We start from the raw sequence: 19656 nt of genomic DNA, 5'->3' as shown, positions 1-19656 counted from the left end.
GTGTGGATCGTGAGCAGTAGCGGCCTTATCTACGCCGTCATCGTAGGGGCCTGGGCCGCCTATCTGGTGCCGATGTGGCTCCGCAGGCAGGACGAACTCAACGAGGCGCGCCCGACGGAGCGCTTCAGCACCGCCATCCGCCTGCTGGCCGGGCGTTCGGGGCTGGAGCGGCGGGCAGCCCGGGCCCTGGGCGACGAACCGCGTGACGACGAGCACAGCAGCGACGGCCCTCCCGGACGGGACGGGGCCGCCTCCGGCGACCCCGCGGCGGACTCCGCGCCGCCCGCCGTGGGGCCCGAGTCCCCGCCCTCCGTCGAGCCTCCGCCCGCGCCGGTGCCCGCGTCCGCGTCCGCGTCCTCGCCCGCATCCTCGTCCTCGCCCGAGCGGGGCGCCCGGGGAGAGCGTCCGGGCTCCGCGCCGCACGGCGGGGCGCAGCGCCGGGCCCGGCTGCTGGCCCGCCGGCGTCGGATGGTCACCGCCCTCTTCCTGGCCTTCGCGCTCGGCGCCGTGGTCGCGGCGGTGGCCGGACTGGCCTTCCTCTGGGTCCCGGCCGTCCCGGCGATCCTCCTCACCCTGTACATCGGCCACCTGCGCAAGCTGGAGCGCCAGCGCTACGAGGTGAAGCTCGACCGCGCCCGGGCCGCCCAGGCGGCCGAGCGGCTGCGCAAGCGCGAGCAGCAGCGCGCCGCGGCCCGGAGCGTCCCGGCCGAGGCCGTTGACACCCAGGCTCACACCCAGGTCCACGTCCGGGCCCAGGCCCCGGTTCGTGCCCAGGCCCCGGCCGCCGAGGGGCGGGCCGGGCGCCGCCCGCATCTGCGGCTGGCCGCCGACCCCGGCGAGGCCGCCGTCTCCGCGCCGTCCGCCTCCGCGGTGGCCGAGGCGACCGAGCACGAGGAGTGGGTCGACGGCATGCGCGAGCGCGGCGCGGCCGGCCCGGACTCCTGGGAGCCGGTGCCCGTCCCGCTGCCGACGTACGTCACGGCGCCGGTCGCCCCCCGGGTCTCCCGCGGTCTCGACCTGACGGCCCCCGGCACCTGGACCGCGGGCCGCCCCGCCGAGTCCGCCCGCAACACCCCGCTGTTCGACCAGTACGCCGAACCGTCGGCCCCGGAGGCCCGCCCCCGCGCGGCCAACGAGTGACCTCCCCGGCCCCCGGACCAGCGCCGCATCGCCGGGGGTGGTCACGGCCCCCCTCCGGAAGGTGCTAGAGTTTCTTCTCGTTGGGGCTGTGGCGCAGTCCGGTAGCGCACCTCGTTCGCATCGAGGGGGTCAGGGGTTCGAATCCCCTCAGCTCCACCCAACGACTGTTCACGAGTCTGATTCGTGAGTGGTCACGAGATCCCGCTCGACCGATTCGGTCGGGCGGGATTTCTGCTTTGGGCGGGTCTGTTCGAGGCGGCGTGCGATGGCGATGGGGCTTCGTGACGTAGATCACGCGACTGCGCGGGCTTTCTCGGGGTCGGCTGAGCTGTTGCGGTCGTGCGGAAGCCGCCGTCGAGCGGCGGGCCAACGGCTTTGTGGGGTAGGCCACTTCGGGGTGTCTGCGAGTTGTTCGTCAGCTGTGCGGCGGGGGCAGGCCGTTGAAGTCTGCGGGGGCGGGCGTGAGGCCGTCGTAGTCCTCGATGCTGTTCGCCGCTGTCAGCCCGGGGCTGCTGGTGCGGAGCCGGTCCTGGATGGTCAACAGGTCGATCATGAAGACCATCAGGGCGAGCAGGACCGCTTGGGCGACGCGTCCGCCGGTACTGGAGAAGATCCGTGTCCCGCGGACAGGGCCGGGCAGGCCCCGGAAGACGCCCGACAGCGTGGCCGCCGACAAGGCCTACAGCAGCGGCCCGTGCCGCGCCTGCCTGCGCAGGCGCGGCATCCGGCACACGATCCCGGAGAAGGCGGACGGTCAGGCCGCCCGCCTGCGCAAAGGCTCACGCGGCGGGTGCCCACCGGCCTTCGACGAGAAGCGGTACAAGAAGCGCAACACCGTCGAACGGGCCATCAACAAGCTCAAGCACGCCCGAGCGGTCGCAACCCGATACGACAAGCGCGGATACGTCTACCTCGGCACCGTCACCGCAGCCGCTCTCGTCATCTGGCTCCGCGCATGATCGCCCGGACAGCTTTGCCTGGTACTCCAGCGAGAGTTCTCCATTGGGCCCCGCTCACCAGGCCACGGGCAGTGACCGCATCCCGTAGATGAACGACTCGGTACGGAACTCGCGCTCGCCGGTCAGCCGCAGCCCCGGCAGCCGGCGGAACAGCGTCTCCAGGGCGATCTGGAGTTCGGCGCGGGCCAGCGGCTGGCCCAGGCACTGGTGTACGCCGAAGCCGAACGCCAGGTGCCGCCGGGCGTCCCGGTCCAGGTCCAGCTCGTCCGTCGCCCGATGGCCGGCGCCGCCGAACACCGCCTCGTCCCGGTTGGCGGTGGAGAGCATCGCCATCACGCCCTCCCCGGCCCGGACGGTGACGCCGCCCAGCTCCACGTCCTCCAGCGCCACCCGGGGCAGGCCGGTGTGCACGATGGTCAGCAGCCGCAACAGCTCCTCCACCGCGCCCGGCAGGGTGGCCGGGTCGGCCAGGCCGGGGATCTGCTCGGGGTGCTCCAGCAGCAGCGCGGTCGACAGCGAGATCATGTTCGCGGTCGTCTCGTGCCCGGCGACCAGCAGCAGCACGCCCATGCCGGCCACGTCGTCCGGGGTCAGGTCGTCCCGCGCCGCGAGTCGGCTGAGGGCATCGTCCTCCGGTTGTGCGCGCTTGCGGGCCGTCAGGTCGCGAAGGTAGTCCCGGACCTCCTCCTGGGCCTCCCGGAGCTGCTCCACGGTGCTCTCCCGGCTGAGCATCGTGCGGCTCAGGTTCTGGAAGCGGTCGTGGTCCTCGTACGGCACGCCGAGCAGCAGGCAGATCACCAGCGAGGGCACCGGCAGCGCGAAGTCGGTGACCAGGTCGGCCGTGGTCCGGCCCGCGGTCATCCGGTCCAGTGCCTCGTCCACAATCCGCTGGATCTCCGGGCGCAGCGCCTCCACCCGCTTGACCAGGAATTCCCCGGTGATCATGCGGCGCTGGCGGGCGTGCTCGGGGTCGTCCAGCCGCAGGAAGTCCGGATTGTCGGTGATCAGCTCGCGAGCGCCGGCGACCAGCAGCGGGAAGGTCGGGTGGCGGATGTCGGCACTGAACCGGCGGTCGGACAGCACGGTGCGGACCTCGGCGAAGCCGGTGACCAGCCAGCAGAGGTCGCCGTCGGGCAGCTCGGCTCTGGTCACCGGCCCGGTGGCGGCGGCCTCGGAGTACGCGGGCGGCGGGCCGAACGGGCAGCCACCGGAGTGCCGGGCCGGCAGCGGGAGGACGGGGGTGGTGGATGCGGTGGTCAAGGCGGGGGTCTCCTCACGTCGCGGGTGTTCTCGTGGGGTTCGGGGCCCGGGAAGGTTCCCGGCGCGGCCTGCGGGGCCGGCGGCGGGGGTCCGTCAGGCCCCGGTCCGCGCGGGCTCGTCCCCGGTGACGGTGATCGCCCGGCCCGGACAGAGCTCGGAGGCGAGTCTGACGTCGTCGAACTGCTCGGGCAGCAGGACGGTCTGACGGAGTCTCACGAGACTGTCCCGGTCGTCCTGGTCGAAGACCGCGGGGGCGTTCATCACGCACATGCCGGAGCTACAGCAACGGTCCCGGTCGACGCTCACCTGCATGTCGGGCACCTTTCGCCAGGGCGGCGCCGGCTGCCCGGCGGCCGCCTCTCGTTGTCACGGTCAACCTAGCCGTCGCTGGTCCGTTCACGGAGGGGTACGGTGGCCGGATCGAGAATGGCTGACTCGGCCCCTGTGTGTGAACCCCCATTGCGGCGCAATGCGTTTCAACCGGCGGTACTTCGCCGGACGGGTCGGCGGACCAGGCCGCGCGGACGGCCTCACAAGAGCCTTCGGCGGTGGCCAACTCCCGTGCGGAGGCCACCGTGTCGGCCTCGGCGGCGCTCTTGTCCGGCCGGTAGCGCACCACCCGGGGTGAACCGCAGGGCCAGCCCGGCGGGGTAGCGGGGGCCGCGCTGGAGGCCGTCGAAGGCGACCTCGACGACCAGTTCCGGCCGGACCGGCACCGTCCGGGCGTCCCGCCCGGTCTCCCGGGCGAGCAACTCGGCGGTCTGCCAGGCGAGCGTCCGCTCGGTCAGCCCCTTGAAGGTCTTGCCGAGCATCACCCACGGGCCGAGCCCCGGCTCGCCGGCCGCCCGGGCGGCCGGCGAGGCCCTCGGACGGTCCCGGTCGCCGGTCGGTCGCGCACGGGGGCGGGAGCGGGAACCGGAGCGGGAACGGCCGAGGGCCGGCCGGGGGAGTCCGGCCGGCCCTCAGGGTTGGGCGGGGTGGGTCAGGGGCGCTGGGAACCGGCGTAGGGGCCGGGCTGGGGGGCGCCGGACTGCGGCGGGACGGCGCCGTAGCGGGGCGGGCGGTAGCCGCGTGGGTGCCGGGTCAGGTTGTAGCCCAGGACGCCCGCCAGGGCGGCCAGGGCGCCGCCGCCGATGGTCCAGTACCAGCGGCTGTTCCAGCCGGAGAACCAGCCGGTGTACCAGTGCTCCTCGGCCCCCACCGGGGCGGCCGCCTTGGCGGTGCTGGCGCCGCCGCCGGCCGGCGGGACCAGCGGGGCCTTGAGCTCGCCGCCCTCCGGCTGGGCGTTGTCCGCGTTGCCCTTCGCGCTGACGTGCAGTTGGACGGAGGTGGCCAGGCCCAGGTCGGTCTGCGGGACGTCGCTGACCGAGAGCCGCACGTAGTAGGTGCCGGGCAGCGGGTCGCCGGACCACGGCTCGGCCCAGGAGCGGATCTCGCGCAGGGTGCAGCTCAGCGTGAGCGTGCCGGTGTTCTGGTCGCCGGTGGCGTTCTGGGTGCCGGCGGTGCAGGACTGGCGGCGGCGGAGCCCGTCGAAGACCTCGGCGGACCAGGTCTGCGGGCCGTGCCGGTCGGTCGCGGGGGCCAGGTTGACGGTCAGGCCGATCGTCGGGGTCTGGCCCTCGGAGGCGCCGAACGCCCAGTACAGGTAGTCACCGGTGGAGGCGGCGACGTTGGCGTCCTGGCCGGGGGAGAGGTTGGTCGCGGTCAGGAAGGAGGTGCCGGCCTTGGTGGCCGGGGCCGGGGCGCCGCTCGCGCTCGCCGAGGGCGAGGGGGAGGCGGCGGAGGCGGTCGGGGCGGCCAGCGCGAGGGCGGGCAGCAGGGCGAGGGCGGCGAGGGCGCCGCGAAGGGTCGTGCGCGTGGTCGGTCGCATGGTCAGTTCTCCCGCCAGACAGAGATCCGCCAGCGGGCGATCCAGCCGAACACCAGGCCGAACAGCAGTCCGGCGAGGGTGAGGGTGAGCAGCAGGATCCAGCCGCGGCCCAGGCCCATCGCCGCGCCCTCGGGGGCGGACGAGGCGGTGGCCAGGTCGACGGTCAGCTCCAGCGGCAGGCCGGGGTCGGCCTGGACGCCGGCCTGCGGGGCCAGCGAGTTGCTGACGACCAGGCAGACGGTGGTCTCCGGCTTGGCGCTCGACGAGGAGGTCGGGCCGGTGGTGATGTAGCCCTTGGAGTCGCTGGTGGACCAGCGCAGGCCGGTGGAGATCACGTCGGTGCGGCTGCTGCCGGCGTCGGTGCCGCGGACCAGCTCCTGGCCGGTCGCGCTGGTGGCCTGCAGCAGGACGCCGTAGTCCCGGGCCACCGCGCGGTCCAGACCGACGCTGACCGAGGCGCGCAGCTCCTGGCCGGACTTGACCGGGACCTTGTAGACGCGGTGCTCGGAGAACTTCTCGCGGTCGCTGTACACGCCCGGGGCGAGCACCGGGGCGCTCTCGCACTTGTCGGCGCCGGAGGTCTTCACCGGGGTCACCGCGTAGGTGTCGTTGGAGCGGTCGACCAGCTGCTTCACCTTGTCGGTGAGCTGCTCCTGGGTGCGGACGTCGGTGTAGGTGCCGCCGGTCGCGTTGGCGATGCAGAGCAGCTGCTGGCGGGTCTTGTCGTCGTGGGCCAGGCCGAGGGTGTCGACGACCAGGTGGATGCCCTGGGAGGCGAGTTCACGGGCGACGTCGCAGGGGTCCGGCGGGGTGCAGGTGTCCTCGCCGTCGGTGATCAGCACCACCCGGCGGGTGGTCTCGCCCTTGCCGAGGTCCTGGGCCGCGCCGCGCAGGGCCAGGCCGATCGGGGTCCAGCCGGTGGGCCGCAGGGTGGCGACGGCCGTCTTGGCCTCGACCTTGTTGGTCTTGCCGACCGGGTACAGCTGCTTGGTGTCCTGGCAGCCCTGGGTCTTGTCGTTGCCGGGGTAGTTCGCGCCCAGGGTGCGGATGCCGAACTCGGTCTCCGCGGGCAGCGCGTCGATCACGTCGTTCAGGGACTGCTGGGCCACCGAGATCCGGCTCTTGCCCTGGATGTCCCGCTCGTTCATGGAGCCGCTGACGTCCAGGACGAGGTCGACCCTGGGGGCCTCCTTGGGCGCGGCGGCTCCGGCTGATGGTTCGTCGGCGTGGGCGGGCAGGCCGATGAGCAGCGAGGCGCCCGTTATCGCCAGGGCGCCCAGCAGGCTGCCGAGCCTGGTCTTTGGTCGTCGTCCGGTAGTCACCCGGTGATCCTAGGGATCATCAGTTCGCGATGGCCAAACGAGAGCGGATCGTGCGCCACCCCGCCACGGCGTGAACTCCGGCGCGTGGAAAGGCGGTCGGGGCTGCGCGGACTTACGTCCGCCCTACCCGGGCTGGATAGCCTTCCGTGCGGGTTTCGTGCGAGTCCGGGCGGGAATGGGGGCGCGGTGGAGCTGACGGGGGTCGGAAAACGGTACGGGCGGCGCGGGCGATGGGTCCTGCGCGGGGTCGATCTCGCCGTCGGGCCGGGGGAGTTGGTGCGGATCGCCGGGGCGAACGGGAGCGGCAAGTCGACGCTGCTCCGGCTGGCGGCCGGGATCGAGCGGCCGACCGCCGGGCGGGTGGCCCGCGCGGGTGGTGCCGCGTACGTGCCCGAACGCTTCCCGCCCGCGCTGCCGTTCGACGCCGCCTCGTACCTGCTGCGGGTGGGCCGGGTGCACGGGCTGTCGGCGGAGCGGGCGCGGCGGCGGGCGGGGGACTGGCTGGACCGCTTCGGCATCGCGGACCGGGCGGGCACCCCGCTGAGCCGGCTGTCGAAGGGCACCTGCCAGAAGGTCGCGGTCGCGCAGGCGCTGCTCGCGCAGGCCCCGGTCCTGCTGCTGGACGAGGCCTGGACCGGGCTCGACCCCGACGCCAGGGCGGTGCTGGACGAGGCGGCCGCGGAGCGGGCGGCGGACGGCGGGGCGGTGCTGTTCGTCGACCACGACCCGGCCCGGCTGGCCGGGCTGACCAGCGCCGCCTACCAGGTCGGCGCGGACGGCGGTCTGCGGCCCGCCGAGGAGGCGGGGCCCGTGCCGGACGGCGGCCCGGAGACGGAGGTCGAGGTGGACGTCCCGGACGGCACCCCGCTGCCGCCCCGGCTGCCCGGGGCGCCGCGGCTCACCCCGCTGGCCGGCACGGCCGTGCGGCTGACCGTGCCGGCCGCGCACACGGAAGCGCTGCTGCGCCGGCTGCTGCTCGGCCGACCGGCCGTCCGGGTGCTGGCGGTGCGGCAGCGGGAGGGGCGGCGGTGAGGCAGCTCGGGGCGCTGACCCGGTACCACCTGGAACTGCTGGTGCGCTCGCACGCCTGGCTGCCGCCGTTCCTGGCGTACGCGCTGCTGCTGGTGGTGGGCGTGTCGGCGGGCAACCCGCTGCTGGGCGACCTCGGCTACGGCGCGGCCGTGCTGCTGCCGGTGAGCGCCTGGTACGTGCGCAGCGCGCTCGGGGCGGAGCCGTCGGCCTCGCGGGCCTGCCTGGTCGCGGCGGCGGGGCCGCCGCGGGTGCACCTGGGCGCGCTGCTGGCGGCGCTGACGGCCGGGCTGGTGCTGGCGGCGGCCGAGGTGGCGGCGCTGTGGTGGCTGAGCGGGACGGTGGCCAACCCGGGGGTGGAGCGGCAGCCGCCGGTCGGACCGGCGCTGGCGGCCGGGGCGTCGGCCGCGGTGGTGTGCGTGCTGCTGGGGGTGGTGGCCGGGGCGCTGGCGAACCGGCCGGTGCTGGCGCGGCCGCAGTACGGCATCGCGGTGGCGCTGGCGTTGGCCGCGCTGGCGCTGGTGGCGCCGCTCTCGCCGGCCAACGCGGCGGTCCGCGGTCTGGTCTCGGCGGCCCGCACCGGTCGGGTCGCCGTGCCGTGGGCGGAACTGCCGCCGGCCGCCGTCCTGCTGGCCGCGGCGGCGGCCGGGGCGGCGGCGCTGGCCGGACGGCGGCCCGAGTGAGCGGAGGATTCATGCCAAGGGCGGACACACCGCAGCAAAAAGCCGATAAATATGGATAGTGCTCGTTAGGGTGACGAACCTGGGTGAACCGGCTTCGTGCCGCCGGTCCATTCCGATTGGCATCCCCCGGAACAGCGCTCCGGCTCCCCGCGACCCCCAGGACGGTCCGTGGCGACACCCCCCGCCGTGACGAGAACCGCAGCCCGGCCGAGCCGGCCGGTGCCGACCAGGCGCACCACCGAGCTGCTGCTGGTCCTGGCCGCCGTGCTGATCGCCGTGTTCGGCTACGTCGAGGTCGGCGTCAACCTGGACGGCAGGGTGCCGGCCGACGCGGCCGAGTACGGCGCCGCGCTCGGCGTGCTCGCCCTGCTGGCGCACGCCGTGGTCCGCAGGCGGGCCCGGTACGCGGACCCGCTGCTGCTGCCGATCGCGGTGCTGCTCAACGGGATCGGCCTGGTGGTGATCTACCGGCTCGACCGCGCCACCTCGGGCGTCGGCGCGGCCTCCACCCAGCTGCTCTGGTCGAGCCTGGGGGTGGCGCTGTTCATCGCGGTCGTGCTGCTGGTGCGCGACCACCGGCGGCTGCAGCGGTACGCCTACCTCGGGGCGCTGGTGGCGCTGGTCCTGCTGGTGCTGCCGATCTTCTTCCCGCCGGTGTACGGCTCGCGGATCTGGATCGTCCTCGGGCCGCTGTCCTTCCAGCCGGGGGAGTTCGCCAAGATCCTGCTGGCCGTCTTCTTCGCCGCCTACCTGGCGGTGCACCGGGACGCGCTGGCGCTCACCGGCCGCCGGGTCTGGCGCTGGCAGCTGCCTCGCGGCCGGGTGCTCGGGCCGGTGCTGCTGATCTGGGCGGCGTTCGTCGGCGTCCTGGTGCTGGAGACGGACCTCGGCACCTCGCTGCTGTTCTTCGGCCTGTTCGTGGTGATGCTGTACGTGGCCACCGCGCGCACCGGGTGGATCGTGATCGGGCTGGTCCTGGCGGCGGTCGGGGCGGTCACGGTGGGCTGGCTCTCGCCGCACGTGCACAGCCGGGTGACGGACTGGCTGGACCCGCTGGGCTCGATCGCGGCGGGCAAGGGCGCCAACCAGATCGCCCAGTCGCTGTTCGCCTTCGCCTGGGGCGGGGAACTGGGCACCGGGCTCGGCGACGGGCACTCGGTGCTGATCGGCTTCGCCGCCAAGTCGGACTTCATCCTCGCCACCATCGGCGAGGAACTCGGCCTGACCGGGCTCGTCGCGGTGTTCCTGCTGTACGCGCTGCTGATCTCCCGGGGGTTCCGGACGGGCATCGCGCTGCGCGACCCGTTCGGGCGGCTGCTGGCGATCGGCCTGGCCGCGATCGTCGGCCTCCAGGTGTTCGTGGTGGCCGGCGGGGTGCTCGACCTCATCCCGCTGACCGGGATGACGCTGCCGTTCGTCGCGCAGGGCGGCTCCTCGGTGGTCACCAACTGGATCATCGTGGCGTTGCTGGTGCGGATGAGCGACATCGCGCGTCGGCCGGCCCCGGCCCCGGCCCCGGTCCTGCCCGTGTCCGTGTCCGCGCCCGTGTCGGAGGAGGACTGATGGTGCGCACCCGCTCCCGTCCGCGCGCCCGGGGCAACGGGCCGCAGGGCCTGCCGGGCATCTCCGTCACCGGGCGCCGCGCGGGCGTCTTCTGCCTGCTGCTGGTCGCGGCGCTGTGCGTCCAGGCCACCCGGGTGCAGGTGTTCCAGGCCAAGGACCTCAACCACAACGCCGCCAACCAGCGGCTCACCATCGAGCGGTACTCGCAGCCGCGCGGCGACATCCGGGTCGGCGCGGACACCGTGACCGGCTCCGAACCCACCGGCGGCCGGTACGACTACAAGCGCACCTACACCGACGGTCCGACGTACGCGGCCGTCACCGGCTTCGCCTCGCAGGCGTACGGCAACACCCAGCTGGAGGGGATCGAGGACGACCTGCTGTCCGGGACGGACAGCAGACTGGCCGGCTGGGCGGTCTGGGACGCCGTCGCCCGCAGGCAGAACCCCGGCGGGGACGTCTACACCACCCTGAACCGGGCCGCCCAGGAGGCCGCGGTGCGCGGGCTCGGCAGCCAGAAGGGCGCGGTGGCCGCGATCGAGCCGGCCACCGGCCGGATCCTCGCCCTGGCCAGCACGCCGTCCTACGACCCGGGCAGCTTCGCCGGCTCCGCCGCGGCCGACCAGGCCGCCTGGAACCGGCTGCAGGCCGACACCGACCAGCCGATGCTCAACCGGGCGCTGCGCCAGACCTACCCGCCGGGCTCGACCTTCAAGGTGGTCACGGCGGCGGCCGCGCTCGCGGCCGGGGTGGTCACCGACCCCGACGCGCCGACCGACGCGCCGTACCCGTACGTGCTGCCCGGGACGACCACGCCGCTGGTCAACGACACCTCGGCGTGCGACCGGCCCGGCCAGTCGCTGGACACCGCGATGGTCTACAGCTGCAACAGCGTGCTGGGCTACCTCGGGGTGCGGACCGGGCTGGACCCGATGGTGGCGATGGCCGAGAACTTCGGCTTCAACGACGCCAGGCTGGACATGCCGGTGCGCCCGGCCCGGTCCAACTTCGACACCACGATGAACCAGTCGCAGGTGGCGCTCTCCTCGATCGGGCAGTTCGACACCGCGGCGACCCCGCTGGTGATGGCGATGGTCGCGGCCGGGATCGCCAACGACGGGACGGTGATGCGTCCACAGCTCGTGGACAGACTGACGAAGGGCGACGGCACCGCGGTGCAGCTGATGAAACCCGCCGTGTACCGGCGGGCGATGACCCCGGCGGTGGCCGGGCAGGTGCAGAAGCTGATGACCGACGTGGTGGAGAACGGCACCGGCGGCAACGCCCGGATCGGCGGCGCGGTGGTCGGCGGCAAGACCGGCACCGCGCAGCACGGGGTGGACAACAGCGGGACGCCGTACGCCTGGTTCATCTCCTGGGCCAAGCCCGCCGGCTCGGACGCGGTGCCGCCGGTGGCGGTGGCCGTGGTGATCGCGGACAGTGACGCCACGGACGTCACCGGCGGCGGGCTGGCCGCGCCGATCGCCCGCTCGGTGATGCGGGCGGTGCTGGGCCGCTGAACTGCTGCCTTAGCTGCTGGACGGCGAATCCGCCGTCTGCGAAGTGTCCGGTTTGTATAGACTCATGCGCCAATTCGTACAATGCGCCGATCCGGACTGTTCGTTTGCGACACTGGTGCTTTCGCGGGGTACTGTCCCATCTTTGTTCGGTTGGTCCCCGATGACACCCCATGACGCGTCGAGTGACCGGCCGCCAGGACACCCTCCCCCGCCCAGAAGGACCGCAGCTGTGACCAGCAACTCTCTCGGTGCGCGTCTGCTGCGACGCAAGCCCGTCTCGTCCCTCATCGCCGAGAGCGAGGGCCGGGACGGCCTCCCGGCCGGTGCGCCCGAGGAGGGCGGACGCTCCGGCATCCACCTGCGTCGCACGATCGGCCTCTGGCAGCTGTCCTCGATCGGCATCGGCGCCACCATCGGCACCGGCATCTTCTTCGTGCTCAGCAGCGCGGTGCCCTCGGCCGGCCCGGCCGTCATCCTGTCCTTCGTGCTCGCCGCGGTCACCGCCGGACTCACCGCGCTCTGCTACGCCGAGATGGCCTCCGCGATCCCGGTCTCCGGATCCTCGTACTCCTACGCCTACGCCACCCTCGGCGAGGGCGTCGCGTTCGGCGTCGGCATCTGCCTGCTGATGGAGTACGGCGTCTCCGCCTCCGCGATCGCGGTGAGCTGGGCCGAGTACCTGAACAAGTTCTTCGACCTGACCTTCGGCTTCACCATCCCGGAGCAGTTGTCCGGCGCGCCGAACGACACCCACTGGTTCAACCTGCCGGCGCTGCTGCTGGTCGCGATGGTCTGCGTGCTGCTCATCCGCGGCGTCAGCGAGTCGGTGAAGGTCAACGCGGCCATGGTCGGGATCAAGATCCTGATCCTGCTGCTGTTCGTCGGCGTCGCGCTCACCGGCTTCCACTCCGGCAACCTGACCCCGTTCATGCCGCTCGGCATCGGCGGCGTGCAGGTCGCCGCCTCCAGCATCTTCTTCTCCTTCATCGGCCTGGACGCCGTGTCCACCGCCGGTGAGGAGGTCAAGAACCCGCGCCGCACCCTGCCGCTGGCGATCATCATCTCGCTGGTCGTGGTGACCCTGCTCTACATCCTGGTCGCCCTCGCCGGCATCGGCGCCCAGCCGTGGCAGAAGTTCCAGGGCCAGGAGGCCGGCCTCGCCCAGATCCTCCAGGACATCACCGGCCAGACCTGGCCCTCGATCGTCTTCGCGATCGGCGCGATCCTCTCGATCTTCAGCATCACCCTCGTGGTGATCTACGGCCAGACCCGCATCCTGTACTCCATGGGCCGCGACGGCATGCTGCCCAAGCGCTTCGCCGAACTCTCCCCGCGCACCGGCACCCCGGTCTGGAACACCCTCGTGGTGGGCCTCGGCGTCGGCGCGCTGGCCGCCTTCGTCCCGCTGAAGGAACTGGCCGACATCACCAGCCTCGGGACGCTCATCGCCTTCTCGGTCGTCTCGATCGGCGTGATCATCCTGCGCCGCACCCAGCCCGACCTGCCGCGCGGCTTCAAGGTCCCCGGCTACCCGGTCGTCCCGCTGCTCAGCGTCGCCTTCTGCGCCTACCTGATCACCGGCCTGCACGCCGACACCTTCCGGGCCGGCGCGATCGCCCTCGCCGTCGCCGTGGTCGTCTACTTCGGCTACAGCATCAAGCACTCCAAGCTGGAGCAGCAGGCGCAGGCCGCCACGGCGGACAGCTCCACCGGCCACCGCAACAGCTGAGCCGGACGAATCCGGACATGGGGGGCCGCCGACCACGACACCCGGCGGCCCCCCTCATGCCACCTCCCGCTACGTGCCCCACGCCATGGCGACAGGGCCCGGCCACCACCCATAACCTTCCACCATGGTGAGCACCCGCACGCCCGGCTTCTCCCGCCCGCGCGGCCGCTTCACCGGCCGCAGCAGAACGCCGGCCCCGCCGACCCCCGCCGGAGCGCCGTCCGGACCAGGACGACCGCCCCTCGGCTTCTCCAGTCGGCCATTCCCCCGCCAGCGTGGCGAGAGCACGTTCCCGCCCACGCCCGATCGGCTGAATCCCGCCCGACTCGCCTCGATGCGCACCGTCCAACTGCTCGGCTGCCTGATCGCGGCCGGCTGGGCGGCCGCCTTCCCGCTCGTCTCCGACCTGCCCAACCAGCGGATGTGGGGTTTCATCGCGGCCCCCGCCTACGTCCTGGCCGGGCTGCTCTGCGTCACCCTGCCGCGCCGCTACGCGGCCCGCGCCGCCGCCGTGGTCGCGCTCGCCGGGGCCGTCCTCGCGCCGCTCGCCCTGCTCGCCGTGCAGGGCCGCCACCAGTCCGAGGTGATGGTGGTCGAACGCTCGGCCCACCTGCTGCTCACCACCGGCAGCCCGTACCTGCCGCACCCGGTGGTGGTCACCGACTACAACCCGTACCTGCCGGCCATGACCCTGTTCGGGATGCCGCGCCAACTGCTGGGCGACGGCTCCGACCTCGCCCAGGTCGCCGGGGACGCCCGGATCTGGTTCGCGCTGGCCTTCGTGGTCTGCCTGCTGGCCAGCTGGCGGCTGCTGCGGCCCACCCGCGAGCGCGCGCCGCTGCTGCCGCTCGCCGTGCTCACCGCCTCGCCGCTGATCTCGCTGGCCCTCGTCGTCGGCGGGGTGGACCTGCCGCTGATCGGCCTCTGCTGCCTCGCCATGGCGCTCGCCGAGCGGGACCGCACCGTCGGCGCCGGCCTGGTGCTCGCCCTCGCCTGCACCCTCAAGTGGACGGCCTGGCCGGCGCTGCCGGTCGCCGCCCTGCTGCTGTGGCGGCTGTACGGCCGCCGACCCGCCGCCCGGACCACGCTGATCGCGCTCGGTGCCGGCCTGGCCGTGCTCCTGCCCTCCGCGCTGACCCGGGCGGACGCACTGCGCGAGCAGGTGGTGCGCTTCCCGCTCGGGCTCACCGCCATCCGCACGCCGGCCGGCAGCCCGCTGCCCGGCAAGGTGCTGGCCGGCTTCGGGCCGACCGGGCACTCCGTCTCGCTGGCGCTGATGACCATGGGCGGGATCGGGGTGGCCATCTGGCTGCTCGCCAGGCCGCCGGTGTCCGCGATCGCGGCCGCCGACCTGCTGGCCGCCGGGCTGGCGATCGCGTTCATGCTCGCCCCGGCCGGGCGGTTCGGCTACCTCGCCCTGCCGGTGGTCCTGGTGATCTGGCCGCGGCTGGCGGCCCGGCGCTGGAGCAGCCGGCGCCCGATCCCGCCGCACCGGCTGCCGGGCAGACCGGAGCCCGCCCTGCCACGGGGCTGAGCGGGCTCCGTCCGGACGGGTTGTTCTAGCGGCCCGCGGCCTTGAGCAGCGAGGCGACGGCCGGGCCGGCCGCGTCCACGCCGTGGCCGCCGCCCTGCACCTCGGCGGCGACCGCGATGTTGCCGCGGAAGGCGGTGAACCAGCTGTTGGTGGTGGTCGCGCCGGCGACCTCGGCGGAGCCGGTCTTGGCACCCGCATTGTCGGTGATCCCGGCCATCACGTCCTTGGCCGTGCCGCCGGTGGCGGTGGCGTTCATCATCGCGCGCAGCTTGCCCGCGACGTCCGGCGCGATCTGGCGGGCCGCCGCCTGCTGCGGCAGGCCGGCGACCAGGATCGGCTGCTTGAACGCGCCGCTCTGGACGGTCGCGGTGATCGAGGCGATGGCCAGCGGGTTCATCTGGACCTTGCCCTGGCCGATGTAGTTCATGGCCTGCTCGTCCTTGCTGCCCGGCGTCGGCGGCACCTTGCCGTCGGTGTTCGGCAGACCGGTCTTCCACTCCAGGCCGATGCCGAACACGTCCTTGGCCGTGCTGGACAGCGTCTCGGGCTTGAGGCTGGTCAGGCCCTGGTTAATGAAGGCCGTGTTGCAGGACACCATGAAGTCCTGCTGGAGCGTGTTGTTGGGGAAGGCGCCCGGGAAGTCGTTCGGGATCGCGACCGGGTTGCTGCTCTTCTCCGGGCAGGCCACCACGGTGTCCGGGTTGACCCCGGCCTCCAGCAGCGCCGTCGAGGTGACGATCTTCATCGTCGAGCCGGGCGCGAGCAGGCCGGTGAAGGCCCGGTTCTGACCGCTGGCCGGCGCGTTGGCGAAGGCCAGCACCTGGCCGGTGCTCGGCTCGATCGCGGCGATCGACCCGGACTTGCCGCCCAGGTCCGTCATCGCCTTCTCGGCCGCCGCCTGGATGGTGTTGTCGATGGTCACCTTGAACGGCTTGCCGGGCTTGGGCTCGACGATGGTGAACAGCTTGTCCGAGGCCCCCTTTCCGGCCGGGTCGCTGATCACCACCGCGCTGCCCGCGTCCTGGTCCTTGTTCGGGTCCGGCGGCAGCAGCTTGTGGGCGTTGTCCTGGAGGGTGGACAGCAGCGCCGGGGTGAGCGAGGCGCCCTGCAGCGGCTTGCCGTTGCGGTCCACCACGGTGGACGGCGGGGCGAAGACCTGCTGGGTGGCGATCGTCTCGTTGCCGGACAGGTGCGGGTGGATCACCGTCGGCGCCCAGTGCACGGCCGGGGTGTTGTCGCTCATCTTCACGACGTTCAGGAAGCCGTTGTAGTCCCAGACCCGGTTGGTGCCGGCGAACTCGGCGCGCGCCTTGAAGCCCATCAGCACACCGGCGGGGCCGGCCGAGGCGGAGGCCGACGGCGAGTCGGTGGCACCGGGGGTCGCGCCCGCCGACGACGTGGCCGAGGCTCCGGCGGAGGGCTTGGCCGGCGCGGGGGTGCCGGTGGCCGACGCGAAGGCCTGCGGGGTGGCCGGGCCGGCCGGGGCCAGGGTCAGCGCGCTCGGCTTGACCTGGTCGCGGAACGCCGTCAGCGCGGTGGTGGCCGCGGCCGGGTCGTCCGTCAGCGCGGCGGCCTTGTCCAGGTCGCCGGCCGCCCAGGCCGCCAGGAAGTCCTTCGCACCGTTGGTCGCCTGCTCGGCCGAGGGCGGCTCGGCGACCACCGTGCGGGGCTTCTTCGCCGAGGACGATCCGGAGTCCGAGCCGCCCATCAGGCTGTACGCCCCGTAGCCACCGCCCGCGAGCACGGCGACGGAGACGCCGGTGATGATGCCGATCTTCGCGCCTCTGCGCATGGTGCTGTTCCCCCAAGGGTCTGCCGGACGGGCGCGACCGACCGGGGCCGGACACGTTGTTCCCCCACCCTAGGCAGCGCCGATCGGTGCGCCGACGAAATGCCCGCGAGTTGTGACGGATCTGGTACGTGTCGTGCACCGCATACGGATGATTCGGGGAACAGCGGTGTCGATCAGATCCAGCTGTTGAACCACATCCGCTGGCGCCAGTCGTCCATCGGAATCGTCTGCCCGGTGAACAGCGGGAAGAAGAAGAGGAAGTTCCACACGATCAGCAGCACCAGCAGCCCGGCCGCCGCCGAACCGATGATCCGGCGGTCCCGGGAGGCCCCCGGAGGCCCGATCAGCGCACCGACCAGCATGGTCACCGCGAGCACCAGGAACGGGACGAACACCACCGCGTAGAAGAGGAAGATCGTCCGCTGCTGGTAGGCGAACCACGGCAGGTAGCCGGCGGCCAGGCCGCACAGCACCGCGCCCGCCCGCCAGTCCCGCCGCGCCACCCAGCGCCACAGGCAGTACACCAGCGCCACCACGGCCGCCCACCACAGCAGCGGGGTGCCGATGCCCAGCACCTCGCGGGCGCACTCGGCGGCCGTGCAGCCGCTCTGGCCCTGCTTGGGGGACTCGTAGAAGAACGAGACCGGCCGGCCCAGCACCAGCCAGGACCACGGGTTCGACTGGTAGGTGTGCGGGTCGCTCAGGTGGGTGTGGAAGTCGTAGACCGTCGAGTGGTAGTGCCACAGGGCGCGCAGCCCCTCGGGTATCCACGGGTAGTCGGTCGAGCGGCCCACCGCCCAGTCCCGGCCCCAGCCGCCCTTGCCCGGCACGTTGCTGCTGGCGAACCAGCCCCACCAGGACGTGACGTAGACGACCAGCGACACCACCACGACCGACACGAAGGCCGGCACCACGTCCCGGGCGAGCGTCGCCAGGTACGGGCGCGGGGCCCCGGCCAGGCGGCGGGCGCCGACGTCCCACAGCACCGTCATCACGCCGAACGCCGCCGCCACGTACAGGCCGCTCCACTTGGTGGCGCAGGTCAGGCCGACGCAGACGCCGGCCGCGATCCGGTACGGGCGCCAGCCCAGGTTCGCCCGCTGCGCCAGCACCGCGTCCGGCACCCCGCCGAGCCGGTCGGCCAGCCGGGCCCGGGTGCGGTCGCGGTCCAGCAGCAGGAAACCGAAGGCGGCGAGGATCCAGAACATCACCACCAGGTCCAGCAGCGCGGCGCGGCTGAGCACCAGGTGCAGGCCGTCCACCGAGAGCAGCAGGCCGGCCACGCAGCCCAGCAGGGTCGAGCGGAACAGCCGGCGGGCGATCCTGGCCACCATCAGCACCGACAGCGTGCCGAGCAGGGCCACCGCGAACCGCCAGCCGAAGGGGTTCATGCCGAACAGCATCTCGCCGGCGCCGATGATCCACTTGCCCACCGGCGGATGGACCACGTAGGAGGCCGCCGAGCGGTACGGGACGGCCGCGCCGGGCGTCATGATCTGCTCGTTGGCGCCGTCCGGCCAGTTGATCTCGTAGCCGCCGTGCCAGAGCGCGTAGGCGTCCTTGGCGTAGTACGTCTCGTCGAAGATGATCGCGTGCGGCTGGCCGAGGTTGGTGAAGCGCAGGATCCCGGCGAACACCGCCACCGCGATCGGGCCCAGCCAGCCGGACCAGCGGCACAGCCACGACCACACGGCCGGCGGCACGGACACGCCCAGCCGCAGCAGCAGCGGCGACGGAGGCACCACCGCCGGGGTCACCCCGGGGCCGTCCGGCATCGGCGGGACCAGGCGCTCGGCCAGCGGGGCCACCGGGCGGCCGGCGTAGCCGAACCCGGCCAGCCGCTCGCGCCAGCTGCGCGCGGCGCTGCCGGGCTGGTCGGGTTGGCCGGGCTGGTCCGGGCGGTCGAACTGGTCGGGTTGGTCGGGCCGCGCGGGGCTCCCGGCCTGGTCGGCGGGCCGCGGAGTCGGGACGGCGGAGGACGGCAGGCCGGCCACGTCGCCGCCATCCTGCGCGGTGTGGTCTGTACCAGTGGGCGTGCGCGCCGCCGTGTCGCCGTTCATCCGCCACATCGTAGGGGCGCTTCTCGCACGTGTGACCGCTCCCTCGGAAGCTGCCCGAATCGTCACCAAAAGCCCCCGGGCCGCGGTAGCTGCAAGGATGGGGCCCGTGACAGGAGTACTCGTTCTCGCAGGCACCCCCATCGGCGACGTCTCGGACGCCCCGCCCCGGCTGCTCACCGAACTGGCCACGGCGGACGTGATCGCGGCCGAGGACACCCGGCGGCTGCGCCGGCTCACCCAGGCGCTCGGGGTGACCCCGGCCGGGCGGGTGGTCTCCTACTTCGAGGGCAACGAGGTCGGCCGCACCCCCGAACTGGTCGAGGCACTGCTCGGCGGCGCCCGGGTGCTGCTGGTCACCGACGCCGGCATGCCGTCCGTCTCCGACCCCGGCTACCGGCTGGTCGCCGCCGCCGTCGAGGCCGACGTCAAGGTCACCGCGGTGCCCGGGCCGTCCGCCGTGCTCACCGCGCTCGCGCTGTCCGGCCTGCCCGTCGACCGCTTCACCTTCGAGGGCTTCCTGCCGCGCAAGACCGGCGACCGGGCCCGGCAGCTCGCCTCGATCGCGGCCGAGCCGCGCACCATGGTCTTCTTCGAGGCGCCGCACCGGATCGCCGAGGCGCTCGCCGCGATGGCCGAGGCGTTCGGCGCCGATCGGCCCGCCGCCGTCTGCCGCGAGCTCACCAAGACGTACGAGGAGGTGAAACGCGGACCCCTCGGCGACCTGGCGGCCTGGGCCGCCGAAGGCGTCAGGGGCGAGATCACCGTCGTCGTCGCGGGCGCCCCGCCGGCGGCGCCGCAGGAGCTCACCCCCGCCGAACTGGCCCGGCTGGTGGCCGTCCGGGAGGAGGCCGGGGAGCGCCGCAAGGAGGCCATCGCGGCCGTCGCGGCGGAGCTCGCGCTGCCGAAGCGGGAGGTGTTCGACGCGGTGGTGGCGGCCAAGAACGAGGCGAAGAACGAGGCCGCGAAGGGGGCGGGAACGGGGCCGTGAAAGAGGGGTGAATTCCGGGGGGTTGCGTGACCCCGGGGGAGTCGTACCTTTGAGGGAAGGCCCCGGTAAACGCCCACGGAGCTGAAAGTTCGGTCGCGGTTTCCGGAACGATCCAGGCCTTTCGTATAGGAGTTCCCAACCCGCGTCCAACTCTTCACAAGCAGGGCATCGGCCGAGGCCGTCAGGGCATTTCCTGGAATGGAAAGA

15 protein-coding genes, 1 tRNA gene and 2 pseudogenes are annotated in these 19656 nt (G+C 73.4%); 10 read left to right on the top strand and 8 right to left on the bottom strand.

The genetic code is table 11. The features are described from left to right. The first annotated feature begins 9 nt into the window (after positions 1-9). Together glpR and ACIOGZ_RS32905 are read left to right on the top strand one after the other, a co-directional pair. The gene (gene glpR, locus ACIOGZ_RS32910) at positions 10-1140 is read left to right on the top strand and encodes a gephyrin-like molybdotransferase receptor GlpR (RefSeq protein ID WP_400988700.1); all 1131 of its coding nucleotides are present in this window, start codon (positions 10-12) and stop codon (positions 1138-1140) included. 82 nt (positions 1141-1222) lie between these two features. Continuing rightward, positions 1223-1296, top strand: a tRNA-Ala gene (locus ACIOGZ_RS32905). Positions 1297-1555: 259 nt separating this feature from the next. Here the strand turns inward: ACIOGZ_RS32905 and ACIOGZ_RS32900 are convergent. Next, positions 1556-1816 (bottom strand): hypothetical protein, encoded by a 261-nt coding sequence (locus ACIOGZ_RS32900; protein WP_363585410.1) that lies wholly within the window; start codon positions 1814-1816, stop codon positions 1556-1558. Between ACIOGZ_RS32900 and ACIOGZ_RS32895 the strand changes: the two are divergent. Beyond that, a pseudogene (locus ACIOGZ_RS32895) lies at positions 1737-2099 on the top strand (transposase); the annotation flags it as partial. The gene ACIOGZ_RS32900 and the pseudogene ACIOGZ_RS32895 overlap by 80 nt on opposite strands. A gap of 54 nt (positions 2100-2153) precedes the next feature. Here ACIOGZ_RS32895 and ACIOGZ_RS32890 read toward each other — a convergent pair. The 5 genes and pseudogenes from ACIOGZ_RS32890 to ACIOGZ_RS32870 form a co-directional block, all read right to left on the bottom strand. Then, positions 2154-3359, bottom strand: a complete 1206-nt coding sequence (locus tag ACIOGZ_RS32890) for a cytochrome P450 (RefSeq protein ID WP_363585350.1) — start codon at positions 3357-3359, stop codon at positions 2154-2156. 93 nt (positions 3360-3452) lie between these two features. Beyond that, the gene (locus ACIOGZ_RS32885) at positions 3453-3671 is read right to left on the bottom strand and encodes a ferredoxin (RefSeq protein WP_359896573.1); all 219 of its coding nucleotides are present in this window, start codon (positions 3669-3671) and stop codon (positions 3453-3455) included. 259 nt (positions 3672-3930) lie between these two features. Continuing rightward, positions 3931-4183: pseudogene (locus tag ACIOGZ_RS32880) on the bottom strand (ATP-dependent DNA ligase); the annotation flags it as partial. 158 nt (positions 4184-4341) lie between these two features. Then, complete coding sequence (locus ACIOGZ_RS32875) at positions 4342-5229, bottom strand: peptidase (protein WP_363585349.1); 888 nt, start codon at positions 5227-5229, stop codon at positions 4342-4344. Positions 5230-5231: 2 nt separating this feature from the next. Continuing rightward, positions 5232-6551 (bottom strand): VWA domain-containing protein, encoded by a 1320-nt coding sequence (locus tag ACIOGZ_RS32870; RefSeq protein WP_371517392.1) that lies wholly within the window; start codon positions 6549-6551, stop codon positions 5232-5234. A gap of 186 nt (positions 6552-6737) precedes the next feature. Here ACIOGZ_RS32870 and ACIOGZ_RS32865 point away from each other — a divergent pair, with 186 nt between their 5' ends. From ACIOGZ_RS32865 to ACIOGZ_RS32840, 6 genes are all read left to right on the top strand, one after another. Next, complete coding sequence (locus ACIOGZ_RS32865) at positions 6738-7583, top strand: ATP-binding cassette domain-containing protein (RefSeq protein ID WP_363585348.1); 846 nt, start codon at positions 6738-6740, stop codon at positions 7581-7583. After that, positions 7580-8263 carry an ABC transporter gene (locus tag ACIOGZ_RS32860; protein ID WP_363585347.1) on the top strand — a complete coding sequence of 228 codons (684 nt, stop codon included), beginning with the start codon at positions 7580-7582 and terminating at the stop codon, positions 8261-8263. The genes ACIOGZ_RS32865 and ACIOGZ_RS32860 overlap by 4 nt, the downstream gene beginning before the upstream one ends. A gap of 186 nt (positions 8264-8449) precedes the next feature. Beyond that, positions 8450-9826, top strand: a complete 1377-nt coding sequence (locus ACIOGZ_RS32855) for an FtsW/RodA/SpoVE family cell cycle protein (RefSeq protein WP_363585346.1) — start codon at positions 8450-8452, stop codon at positions 9824-9826. After that, positions 9826-11346 carry a penicillin-binding transpeptidase domain-containing protein gene (locus ACIOGZ_RS32850; RefSeq protein ID WP_363585345.1) on the top strand — a complete coding sequence of 507 codons (1521 nt, stop codon included), beginning with the start codon at positions 9826-9828 and terminating at the stop codon, positions 11344-11346. Before ACIOGZ_RS32855 ends, ACIOGZ_RS32850 begins: the two co-directional genes overlap by 1 nt. A gap of 160 nt (positions 11347-11506) precedes the next feature. Further along, positions 11507-13075: an amino acid permease gene (locus ACIOGZ_RS32845; RefSeq protein WP_400988697.1), complete on the top strand. Its 1569-nt coding sequence runs from the start codon at positions 11507-11509 to the stop codon at positions 13073-13075. A gap of 334 nt (positions 13076-13409) precedes the next feature. Then, on the top strand, positions 13410-14609 hold the full coding sequence (locus tag ACIOGZ_RS32840; protein WP_363585343.1) for a glycosyltransferase 87 family protein: 1200 nt from the start codon (positions 13410-13412) through the stop codon (positions 14607-14609). Between the two features lie 25 nt (positions 14610-14634). Here the strand turns inward: ACIOGZ_RS32840 and ACIOGZ_RS32835 are convergent, their stop codons facing one another. Beyond that, positions 14635-16401, bottom strand: a complete 1767-nt coding sequence (locus ACIOGZ_RS32835; protein ID WP_363585342.1) for a penicillin-binding transpeptidase domain-containing protein — start codon at positions 16399-16401, stop codon at positions 14635-14637. Positions 16402-16574: 173 nt separating this feature from the next. Next, positions 16575-18461 (bottom strand): phospholipid carrier-dependent glycosyltransferase, encoded by a 1887-nt coding sequence (locus tag ACIOGZ_RS32830; RefSeq protein WP_400988696.1) that lies wholly within the window; start codon positions 18459-18461, stop codon positions 16575-16577. 106 nt (positions 18462-18567) lie between these two features. Here ACIOGZ_RS32830 and rsmI point away from each other — a divergent pair, with 106 nt between their 5' ends. After that, on the top strand, positions 18568-19449 hold the full coding sequence (gene rsmI, locus ACIOGZ_RS32825; protein WP_400988694.1) for a 16S rRNA (cytidine(1402)-2'-O)-methyltransferase: 882 nt from the start codon (positions 18568-18570) through the stop codon (positions 19447-19449). The last annotated feature ends 207 nt before the right edge of the window (positions 19450-19656 follow it).

Origin of the sequence: Kitasatospora sp. NPDC088160 (assembly GCF_044741445.1) — a bacterium.
Lineage (GTDB): Bacteria > Actinomycetota > Actinomycetes > Streptomycetales > Streptomycetaceae > Kitasatospora.
This window is presented reverse-complemented; position numbering and strand designations above follow the sequence as displayed.

Coding starts and splice junctions, on each gene's coding strand:
- ACIOGZ_RS32850 (WP_363585345.1), top strand. CDS start 9,826: ATGGTGCGCACCCGCTCCCGTCCGCGCGCCCGGGGCAACGGGCCGCAG.
- ACIOGZ_RS32835 (WP_363585342.1), bottom strand. CDS start 16,401: ATGCGCAGAGGCGCGAAGATCGGCATCATCACCGGCGTCTCCGTCGCC.
- ACIOGZ_RS32830 (WP_400988696.1), bottom strand. CDS start 18,461: ATGAACGGCGACACGGCGGCGCGCACGCCCACTGGTACAGACCACACC.
- ACIOGZ_RS32845 (WP_400988697.1), top strand. CDS start 11,507: ATGACACCCCATGACGCGTCGAGTGACCGGCCGCCAGGACACCCTCCC.
- ACIOGZ_RS32840 (WP_363585343.1), top strand. CDS start 13,410: ATGCGCACCGTCCAACTGCTCGGCTGCCTGATCGCGGCCGGCTGGGCG.
- ACIOGZ_RS32875 (WP_363585349.1), bottom strand. CDS start 5,229: ATGCGACCGACCACGCGCACGACCCTTCGCGGCGCCCTCGCCGCCCTC.
- ACIOGZ_RS32885 (WP_359896573.1), bottom strand. CDS start 3,671: ATGCAGGTGAGCGTCGACCGGGACCGTTGCTGTAGCTCCGGCATGTGC.